This is a genomic window from Intrasporangium sp. (assembly GCF_032907665.1).
GTDB lineage: Bacteria > Actinomycetota > Actinomycetes > Actinomycetales > Dermatophilaceae > Intrasporangium.
Window position 1 is genome coordinate 6266 of sequence record NZ_JAJJPG010000087.1, and the last position, 9760, is coordinate 16025.

Sequence of the window (9760 nt, forward strand, 5' to 3'; positions counted from 1 at the left end):
GCTGTTCGTCCTGACCTTGCGGCGCGTGACGTCCCGCGTGGACGCCGCGGGTCGGGCGATGCCCTGGGGCCTCGCGTCCGTCGGCTCGATGCTCGTGGCGAGCATCCTCGCCTGGGTCCTCGCCGTTGCGGCCGGGACCGCGTCCGTCGAGACAGTCGGGGCGCTGCGCACGGCGAACTTCATCGCGGGCGGCACGGCACACGTCGTGCTGCTCGGTGTCTTCGTCCTGCTGGCCGCGCGAATCCCCAACACCACCAAGCCGATCCGCGTCCTTTCGATCGCTGCCGCCGTGCCGGCCGTGCTGTCGTTGTCCTCCCTCGTCGTCTTCGAGGGCGCCGCACTCATCCTCCTCGGGAGGCTGCTCTGCATGGTGTGGGCGATCTGCGCCGCGGTGAGCCTGCGCCGCAGGATCGGGAAGGGCGAGGTGGTCTGACATGACGACGACCCGGGACGCCACCCCTCCCGCTGTGCGCGACGCCCGCGACGGGCGACGGCTGCCTCGGCGATGGCGCAAGGCGGTGCTCGTCACGCATGTCGTGTCTGCCGGCGCGTGGATCGGGATCGACGTCATCGTCGCCGTCCTCGTCCTCGTCGGCTGGTTCGGCGGTGACGTGCAGGTGCGCAGCCTCGCCTACCGCGCGCTCGCGACCTTCGTCGTGTGGCCCATGCTCGCCTCCGGTCTCCTGGCCCTCGTCAGCGGCGTCGTCCTCGGCCTCGGCACGAAGTGGGGGCTGGTCCGCTACTGGTGGGTCGCGGTGAAGCTGGCCCTCAACCTCGTCCTCTGCACGCTCATCCTCGTGGTGCTGGAGCCGGGCATGGGCGCCGTCGGGACGTACGGGCAGGAGCTGCTCGACGGCGCCCCCGACCCCGCGGCGGTGTCAACGCTCTTCTTCCCGCCCGCCGTGTCGCTCACCACCCTGACCCTGGCCACGGTCCTCGCCGTCTTCAAGCCCTGGGGCCGGACGGGGTGGGGCCGGGCCCGCCGGGAGCGCGTGGAAGGACGTGCGTGATGAGGTCGGGCGCGGGTGAGGAGCTGAGCCGGGGACCGGCGGCCGCCGTCGAGACGACCGGTCTGACGAAACGCTTCGGCGATCTCGTGGCCGTCGACTCGCTCGACCTCCACGTGCGATCGGGAGAGGTGTACGGCTTCCTCGGGCCCAACGGCGCGGGCAAGACGACGACCCTCCGGATGCTGCTCGGCCTCGTCCGTCCGAGCGCCGGCACGATCCGGATCCTGGGCACCCTGTCGGAGGGTCGCGGGACGACGTCCCTGGATCGGGTCGGCGCGCTCATCGAGGGGCCGGCCTTCTATCCCTTCCTGACGGGGCGGGACAACCTGCGCTCCCTCGCCGCCCGTCGTCGGCTCCCGGACGGGCGGGTCGCGGAGGTGCTCGCTCTCGTCGGCCTGGCGGAGCGGGCCGAGGACCGCTACGGGACCTACTCGCTCGGCATGAAGCAGCGGCTCGGCCTGGCCGCTGCGCTGCTGGGACGCCCGGAGCTGCTCATCCTCGACGAGCCGACCAACGGCCTCGACCCCTCGGGGATGGCCGAGATGCGTGCCGTGATCCGGGACCTGGCCGACAGTGGTTGCACCGTGCTGCTCAGCAGCCACCTGCTCGGGGAGGTCCGGCAGATCTGCGACCGGGTCGGGGTCGTGAGCCACGGCCGGCTCGTGAGCCAGCAGCGCATCGACGAGCTCGGCGGCCCTGGAGCGCTCCGCGTCCGCGCAGCCCCGCTGGAGCGGGCCCGCGACCGGCTGGCGCGACTGGTCGGGACGGACGTGGTCACCGTGGCCGGGGACGCGCTCGAGGTCGCCGTGCCCACGGACCTCGCACCGACGATCAACCGCGCTCTCGTGGCCGACGGTGTCGCGGTCCACGAGCTGCGTTGGCACGAGCCCGACCTGGAGCGGGTGTTCCTCGACCTGACGAAGGAGACCCACGATGTGGCCTGACCTGAGAGCCGAGTCGATCGTCCTCGTCAGACGCCCCGCGACGTGGCTGCTCCTCGTCGCCGCCGCCGGCCTGACCGTCACGTTCGGCTACGCCATCCCGTATGCCGGACTGGGTGCCCTTGGGGAGGCGGCCCGAGGCGATGCCCTCGGACTCCTGCTCCCCGCGAGGTTCGCCGACACGGCCATCGGCGGCCTGCCCGCCTTCATCGGCGCCCTCGCCCTCATCCACGGCGTGCTCACGGTGGGCACGGACTACGCGCTCGGCACGTGGAAGACCATCCTCGTCCAGCAGCCGTCACGCGGCGCCGTCCTCGCCGGAAAGACCGGGGTCCTGGCGATCTCGGCCCTGGTCCTCGTCACGACCCTGCTGGTCGTCAGCGCGGTGGCCAGCGCGATCATCGCTGCACTGGACGCTGGAGTACCGGTGGCGGGCGGAGCGGACGTCGGGGCGGCCGCGTGGCCGCAGGCCTCGGAGGCGTTGGCCGACCTCGCAGGCGGCTGGCTGGTCGTGTTCATGTGGGCGATGCTCGGGGCCGCCCTCGCCGTCGTGCTCCGCGGGGTCGCGCTGCCGGTCGGTATCGGCCTCGTCTGGATGCTCGCGGTGCAGAACCTCATCACCGTGCTCGCGGCCCCGCTGCTCGACTGGGTCGAGGACGTGCAGCCGTTCCTCCCCGGCCCGGCAGCGGGATCTCTCGTGGCCAGCCTCGGCGGGGGCCAGAACACGCTCGGCGTGGCCGTGCTGGCGAGCCAGTCCCAGGCCCTGCTCGTTCTGGCCGGGTACATCGTGCTCTTCACTGGCGTCGCCCTCGGGGCGCTGACCGCTCGAGACCTGACATGACCAGTCGGGCGCGAGGGGTCCCGCCGGCCGACCAGGAGGTCGGCCGGCGGGCCGGGTGCGGTGCCCGGGCTGACCGGCGAGCCGGATGCGGCACCGGGGCTCATGCGTTCGTCGGGGGCACCAGCCGGGCACCGAGGGCCTTCGCCGCAACCACGGCCGCGGCGGCGGCGAGGATGAGGTCCTTGAGGACGTACTGGGCTGCCAGGGTGGGCAGGCCGCCCGGGAACATCTCGCCGGGGAAGAGCGCCACCGGGGCCATGATCCCGGCGAGCCATCCGGCGATGACGAGCATCCCGGGCCGCAGGCCGCGCCCGGTGAGCAGGACCAGCCCGATGACGGTCTCCAGCACAGCGGTCCCGACGACGGCGGTCGTGCCGGTGACCATGCCGAACGTGAGGGCCTCGGTCGTCTGCATGACCAACCCCTCGGCCGGGGACGCTCCCGGGAAGAACTTGAGGCTGCCGAAGCCGAGGATCACCAGCCCCAGGCTGATGCGGAGTGCGTCGATGCTGTGTGCCGCCAGCAGGACGAGGCTCCGGTCGACGAGGCGCTGTCGCCACCCGGTCGTGGGATCGGGCCGGCTCTGGGTGTCCGGGTGCGAAGCCTCAGGACGCTGCGGGGCCGAGCTGCGGGAGCTGGTGATGATGGACATTGAATTCCTCCTGTTGTCAGGGGGGCTCGGTGCTGAACCCGCCACCACCGACGATCCCGGTTCTCGACGGCGGGGTCGTCGGCCAGCAGACGACACCTGGGGTGCGCGCATGGGGCTCCACGCCAACCGAGGGCTACGTCGGTGAGCGCACCGCGGCTACGTCGACTGCCCGAGCCGAGCTGCTGGGGGGTGACGCGTCTCGACGTCGGCGTGGCGGCCGCTCTCGCGGGCGTCGGCCTCGTCTTCCTCCCATGGCTCGACCGCTTCAGTGATCGCGACCGTCTCGTCGACCTCGGCGCCGTGGCGTTGATGACGCTCAGCGCCGCCGTCCTGGCGGGCCGGCGCCGATGGCCGACGTCGACCCTCGCACTCGTGGGACCTGCAGTGGCGGTGTACCTGGCCGTCGGCTATCCCTTCGGGCCCATCCTGCTGACGGTGGCCGTGGCGGTGTACACCGTGGCTCGGCAGGAGCGCGCGCTCCGAGCGGCGGTGGCCGCCACGGTCGCGCTGGCGCTGCTCCTCATGCATCTGCCGACCCATCCCGCAGCGATCTCCGGCCCAGCCGGACTGGTGCCGGCGGCTGCCTGGGTGGCGATCCCCTTCACGGTGGGGTTGTCCCGTCGGCTCGTGTCCGAGGCGCACGCTCGCGAGCGCGCCGAGGCCGACCGCCGTCTCGTCGCAGCCGAGCGACTGCGTCTGGCCCAGGAGGTGCATGACGTGGTCGGCCACGGCCTCGCGGCCATCCAGATGCAGGCCGACATCGCCCTGCACGTCGGCGACGGCGATCCGCCGAGGATGAGAGGGGCCCTCGACGCGATCAGCCGTGCCAGCGAGGGGGCGCTCAGCGAGCTGCGGACGGCTCTGGCGACGATCCACCCTCATGGTCTGCCACCGGGTGGCCACCGGGGGCCCACCCCGGGCCTCGCCCTTCTGGACGACCTGCGCGAGCGGGTGGAGAGCGCGGGTGTGAGCGTCGACGTGACGGTGTGCGGCGACCCCGTGCCCCTTCGCGAAGCGGTCGACCTGGCCGCCTACCGCGTGCTGCAGGAGGCCCTCACCAACGTCGTCAAGCACTCGTCACACCCGCGGGCTGCCATCGAGATCCAGTACCTGCCGGAGGCCGTCACCCTCAGCGTCGTCAACGAGGCCCTCGCGGCCTCCGGGGGAGAGGGGCTGGGCCTGCCCGGCCTGCGCCGGAGGGTCGAGCAGGTGTCAGGTCGGTTCTCTGCCGGGCCCGACCCCGCCAGCAGGACGTTCGTCGTCCGGGCAACCCTGCCGACAGGAGGAAGCACGTGAACGAGGTCCACACTCACCAGTCCGAGCGCGACACCGCGCGATGTCATCATGAGGGTCCTGTCTCGGTCCTCGTGGTCGACGACCAGGAGCTGGTCCGGATCGGGCTGCGGACCCTGATCGAGAGCGAGGAGGGGTTCGTCGTCGCCGGAGAAGCGCCGGATGGGCTCACGGCCGTGCAGCTGGCCGCAGAAACGACTCCCGACGTCGTCCTCATGGACATCCGGATGCCGGGGATCGACGGGCTGGAGGCGACCGGACGGATCCTGACCGGCCCGGGGGCCAGCCGGACCCGGGTCATCGTGCTGACCACCTTCGACCACGACGAGTACGTGTTCGCGGCGTTGCGCGCCGGGGCGAGCGGATTCCTCCTGAAGAACACGCCTCCACCCCAGCTGCTCGAAGCGATCCGGACAGTCGTCGACGGCGATGCGCTGCTTGCTCCCTCGGTCACGCGCACCCTGATCCGCGAGTTCACCGAGCGGGCGCACCGGACCGTGGCGCCCCACCCGAACCTCGACCTGCTCACGGACCGGGAGCGCGAGGTCGTCGCTCTGGCTGCACTCGGACTGAGCAACCCCGAGATCGCCGAGGAGCTCGTCGTGAGCCCGGCAACGGCGCGCACCCACGTCAGCCGGGCGATGACGAAGCTCGGTGCCCGCGACCGCGCCCAGCTCGTCGTCTTCGCCTACCAGTCGGGATTGGTCTGAGCGGCGGATGCGGGTCACGCCCCGACCCGCTGCTCGGCGGCGGGCTCGGTCGCATCAGCTCTGCTCCGAGCGCAGGACGCCGGCCAACGCGGTGCGGTTGGCGACACCGAGCTTGGGGAAGATCCGCGCAAGGTGCGCCTTGACCGTCGAGCGACTCATGTAGAGCTGGGTCGCGATCTGCGGGTTGGTCAGCCCCTCCGCGGCGAGGCGGGCCACCTCCAGCTCGGCCGGTGTGAGACCGCCCAGTCGGCGGGGCGCCCCGTTGCGGGGTCCGCGCCCGCGGGTCAGCGATCCGACGAGTACGTCGAGGTCCGCCGACCGTCCCTCGTCCGCGGCATCGGCGAAGGCGCGGGCGCCGAGGTTCTCGCGCAGGGCGACCACGACACGGTCGTGCAGGGCCCGATCCGCAGGGGGTCGGGGGTAGCCCATGACAGCGCGCGCCGCGTCGCTCGCTCCGAGCAGTCGGACCGCCTCGGACGGGTCCGCCCCGGCTGTGGCCAGCTCGGCGAGGGCGTCGAGGCTGTCGGGGTAGCCCACCCGGACACCGTGGTCGCGGCGCAGCACGAGGGCCTGGAGGTGCAGCTCACGGGCGCGGTCAGGGTTCTCCGCCGCGGCCAGGCGCGCGGACTCGTCGAGCAGCGCGGCCTCCTCGTACGGCGCCTGGAAGCTCCGGAGCAGGGGCGTGCCCCGGGCGGCCCACCGGCGCGCCTCGTCAGCTCGGCCCAGACGGCGCAGCGTGCTGACCAGACCGGGGAGGCACCGCCCGGCGGTCCAGTCCGTGGGCCGGTCCGCGAGCCGGCTCACACCCTTGTCGAACCATCGCAGGGCGTCGTCCAGCTCACCCGTGAAGAGATGGATCAGGCCGATCGACATCATGAAGCCGACGACGTCGAGCTCGCGCGAGGGATCGATGGAGGCGATGACCGGTTCGAGCAGGCAGTGTGCCTCGTCGATGGCTCCTGACACGGCCAGCACCTGAGCGGCGTTGCACGTCAGGGTGCCTGCTCCGAAGTAGTCGCCCAGGGGACGGACGAGCTCAACGACCTCCCGCCCCACGGCCACTGCGCCCCTGACGTCTCCACTCGTCATCCTCGTGTAGATCTCGACGCCGTGCGCCCACGCCCCGCAGAACCGGTCCTGGCGTTGTCGGCTGCGGGCGACGACGCGGCGGGCGACCGACTGCGCCTCCTCGTTGCGGTTTCGGGTCTGCAGCGCGTACGCCTCGATCACCCCTGCCCAGTCACGGCTGAAGACGTCGCCCGCCTCTTCGGCCGCGGCCTGGGCCTCCCGAGCGAGGGTCGCGCACCGCTCGAAGTCCTCGAAGAAGGCCGGGAAGGCCGCCATGGCAAGGCACCGGGCCCGAGCGATCTCGTCGCCGGTCCGGGTCGCGATGCCCGCGCCGCGCTCCGCCGAGTTCGCCACGAGCGCAAGGCGGCCCCGAGCCATGCCGAGCATCGCGTGGCCCGCGTGGAGCCGCGCCTGGAGGGCGGACTCGTCGTCCGGGGCCAGGGCGAGGGCTCGGTCGAGCACGGGCAGCCCCTCGGCAGTCTGTCCGCTGACGAGCCAGTGCCTCGCGATCGCCGCCGCGAGCCGCCGGGCCTCGTCGAGGGCCGCACCCCTCTGTGCGAGGCCCCATTGCAGCGCCGCCGAGACGTCGGCTCGGTGCCCGTCGAGGACGGTCCGCCACCGCTCCTGGTCGAGGTCCGCGCCGACCTCTGCCTCCTCGGTGAGGACGCGGACGTAGGAAAGGTGCCGGTGCCGCGCGCCGTCCGCCTCGCCCGCGTCGGCCAGCATGGCTGCGGCGTACTGACGGACGGTGTCGAGGAAGCGGTAGCGGATCTCGCCCTGCACCTCCCGGATCGTCAGGAGCGAGGTGTCCAGCAGCCTGCCGAGCAACGGCAAGATGTGATGGGACGCGGGATCCCCTGTGCTGGAAGGATGCCCGACCGCCTGCGCAGCCTCGAGGGTGAACGTGTCGGGGAAGACGGACAGGAACCGGAAGAGCTGCCGCTCCGGCTCGTCGAGGAGGGCGACCGACCACGTCATCGACGCGTCCAGGGTCCGATGGCGGGGCTCAGCCGTGCGTGGGCCACCCACGAGGAGCCGGAAGGTGTCGTCGAGCCCGGCGAAGATCTGGGCTGGGGAGAGTGCCCGCACCCATGCCGCCGCGAGCTCGATCGCCAACGGAACATGGTCGACCCGGGCGCAGATCGCGGCGATCACGTCGGCATCCCCCTCCGCGTCGAACCGTGGGGACACCAAGGACGCTCGCTCCTCGAAGAGCTGCGTTGCCTCCGGCGCCCGCAGGGGCGGCACCTGCCACACCGTCTCGCCGGCGACGTTCAGCGGCTCGCGGCTCGTGGCCAGGACCGCGAGGTCGGGGCACGTGGTCAGCACGAGCTCCACGAGCTCGGCGGCGGCATCCAGGACGTGCTCGCACGTGTCGAGGCAGAGCAGGAGGTGGCGGTGCTGGAGATGCGCCGCGATCTGCGTGGTCGGCCTGCCGTCGGGGTCGAGGGACAGCCCGATGGCGTCCGCGACGGCGCCGGGCACTCGGTCTGGATCCGGCATCGATGCGAGATCGACGAACGTCGACCCGTCCCGCCAGGCGGACCCGACCCGCTCGACGACACGTGCGGCGAGCCGGGTCTTGCCACAGCCCCCGATACCGGTCAGGGTGACCAGTCGCCGATTCACGACGAGGCCAGTCACCTCACCGAGCTCACCCTGGCGACCCACGAAGCTCGTCAGCTCCGCCGGTGCGCCGTTGAGGCTCATGCGCACCACCGACTCACCCGGACCGCACGGTCCTCACGTAGCGGTGCGCCGGGACGGTGATCGGACCCCGGGGGCCTGTCGCGGCGTAGTCGAACTGGCCCAGGTCGCGCCAGCCGGCGCCTTCGTAGAACCTCCGGGCCCGGGCATTTCCGGCGACGACGGCCAGCCAGGCCTCCGCATGACCGCGCCCGGCGACGACCGCCTCGGCAGCCGACAGGAGCGCCCGCGCCACGACGCCTCCGCGGTGCCCGGGCGCGACGTAGAGCTGCTGCACCTCGTCCTCGGCCACCATGACGAAGCCGGCGATCTCGCCCGAGACCACCGCGACGGTCGTGGCGCCGACGAGGTCCGTGGCGCGCTCGAGGAAGGACGATGCCGTCCGAGCCTTCACGAGATCGTCGGGCACCCTCCCATGGTGCGCCTCGCGCCATCCGGCGCGCCAGATGTCCGCCACGGCAGCGACGTCCTCGCGTCGGCCCGCTCGGACCCACGGGCCGTGGCGTGGGGGAGACGACACCGAGTGCTCCCGCGAGGCCATGACTAGGCGGTGCTCCTGACGACGCCGACCCTGCTCCCCCCGCGTCGAGCCGCAGGCGTGGTCGAGGACTGGGTCTGCCGGAATGCCCGGGGAGAGACGCCGTATCTGGCGACGAAGGCCTGGCGCAGGGTCTCGGCGGACTTGAAGCCGCAGCGGCGCGCGATCTGCGAGAAGGGCAGGTCGGTCGTCGACGCCAGCCCGGCCGCGAGCTCGAGGCGGATCCGGCGGACTGCGGTGCCGGGAGTCTCCCCGAGGTGCTCGTGGAAGAGGCGGTTGAGGTGTCTGGGGCTCACGCTGGCGATGTCGGCGAGCGCTGCCGCGGTGAGGTCGCGCTCCGGGTGGGCCGAGACGTGATCGATCACCGTGCGCAGGATCGCGTGGTCCGGTCGCGGCGAGGCGGTGAAGATGCTCATCTGCGCCTGGTTTCCCGGTCGCTGGAGATAGGTCACCATGCCGAGGGCGACGCGTCTGGCCAGCTCCGCGCCGTGGTCCTCCTCGATGAAGGACAGGGTCAGGTCGAGCGACGCCGTGACGCCTCCCGAGGTGGCGACGTTCCCGTCGCGGACGAAGATCGGCGAGGAGTCCACCTTGACGGACGGATACCGGGCAGCAAGCTCCGCCGCATAGAGCCAGTGCGTCGTGGCCCGGCGACCGTTGAGCAGGCCCGCCTCGGCCAGGATGCTGGCGCCGGTGCAGACCGAGGCGACTCTCCGGGCGCCTCGTGCGAGCCGGCGCACCTGGCGGACCAGCTCCGGGCTCCTGGCCGCCGTCTCGTGCCCGCGGCCCCCGGAGACGACCAGCGTGTCGACGCTGGAGACGCCCGCAAGGGCGAGCTGGGCGCCGAGCATCAGACCGGAGTCGCACACGATGGGCCCCCCGTCCGTGCTGGCGACCGTGACCTGGTAGCCCGGATCGGCGCCCAACCGGTTGGCGAGGTCGAGGGCGCTGGTCACGCACGCGATGTCGACGAGCTCCGCCCCGGGGTAGCCCGCGACGA

The 9760-nt window shown here is 72.5% G+C and carries 10 protein-coding genes; 6 read left to right on the top strand and 4 right to left on the bottom strand.

The window, feature by feature from the left end:
• The 4 genes from LOY02_RS13050 to LOY02_RS13065 form a co-directional block, all read left to right on the top strand.
• Positions 1 to 433, top strand: a 433-nt coding sequence (locus LOY02_RS13050) for a hypothetical protein (RefSeq protein ID WP_317182794.1), incomplete at its 5' end; no start/stop codon positions are given.
• 1 nt (position 434) lies between these two features.
• A complete protein-coding gene (locus LOY02_RS13055) occupies positions 435 to 1010 on the top strand; it encodes a hypothetical protein (protein WP_317182795.1) in 576 nt (191 codons plus the stop codon).
• Positions 1010 to 1954 (top strand): ABC transporter ATP-binding protein, encoded by a 945-nt coding sequence (locus LOY02_RS13060; protein ID WP_317182796.1) that lies wholly within the window; start codon positions 1010 to 1012, stop codon positions 1952 to 1954. Before LOY02_RS13055 ends, LOY02_RS13060 begins: the two co-directional genes overlap by 1 nt.
• Entirely contained in the window at positions 1944 to 2792 is an 849-nt protein-coding gene (locus LOY02_RS13065; protein ID WP_317182797.1) for a hypothetical protein, read from the top strand. The genes LOY02_RS13060 and LOY02_RS13065 overlap by 11 nt, the downstream gene beginning before the upstream one ends.
• A 100-nt stretch (positions 2793 to 2892) precedes the next feature.
• Here LOY02_RS13065 and LOY02_RS13070 read toward each other — a convergent pair whose 3' ends face one another.
• On the bottom strand, positions 2893 to 3444 hold the full coding sequence (locus LOY02_RS13070) for a DoxX family protein (RefSeq protein ID WP_317182798.1): 552 nt from the start codon (positions 3442 to 3444) through the stop codon (positions 2893 to 2895).
• Between the two features lie 189 nt (positions 3445 to 3633).
• On the opposite strand from LOY02_RS13070, the gene LOY02_RS13075 reads away from it, so the two are divergent.
• Both LOY02_RS13075 and LOY02_RS13080 read left to right on the top strand, forming a co-directional pair.
• A complete protein-coding gene (locus tag LOY02_RS13075) occupies positions 3634 to 4740 on the top strand; it encodes a sensor histidine kinase (protein WP_317182799.1) in 1107 nt (368 codons plus the stop codon).
• A gap of 71 nt (positions 4741 to 4811) precedes the next feature.
• Positions 4812 to 5447 carry a response regulator transcription factor gene (locus tag LOY02_RS13080; RefSeq protein WP_317182803.1) on the top strand — a complete coding sequence of 212 codons (636 nt, stop codon included), beginning with the start codon at positions 4812 to 4814 and terminating at the stop codon, positions 5445 to 5447.
• Between the two features lie 54 nt (positions 5448 to 5501).
• Here LOY02_RS13080 and LOY02_RS13085 read toward each other — a convergent pair whose 3' ends face one another.
• The 3 genes from LOY02_RS13085 to LOY02_RS13095 form a co-directional block, all read right to left on the bottom strand.
• A complete protein-coding gene (locus LOY02_RS13085) occupies positions 5502 to 8225 on the bottom strand; it encodes a helix-turn-helix transcriptional regulator (protein ID WP_317182800.1) in 2724 nt (907 codons plus the stop codon).
• Positions 8226 to 8238: 13 nt separating this feature from the next.
• Positions 8239 to 8631, bottom strand: a complete 393-nt coding sequence (locus LOY02_RS13090) for a GNAT family N-acetyltransferase (RefSeq protein ID WP_317182801.1) — start codon at positions 8629 to 8631, stop codon at positions 8239 to 8241.
• A gap of 134 nt (positions 8632 to 8765) precedes the next feature.
• The coding region (locus LOY02_RS13095; RefSeq protein ID WP_317182802.1) for a GlxA family transcriptional regulator at positions 8766 to 9760 on the bottom strand (995 nt) is incomplete at its 5' end.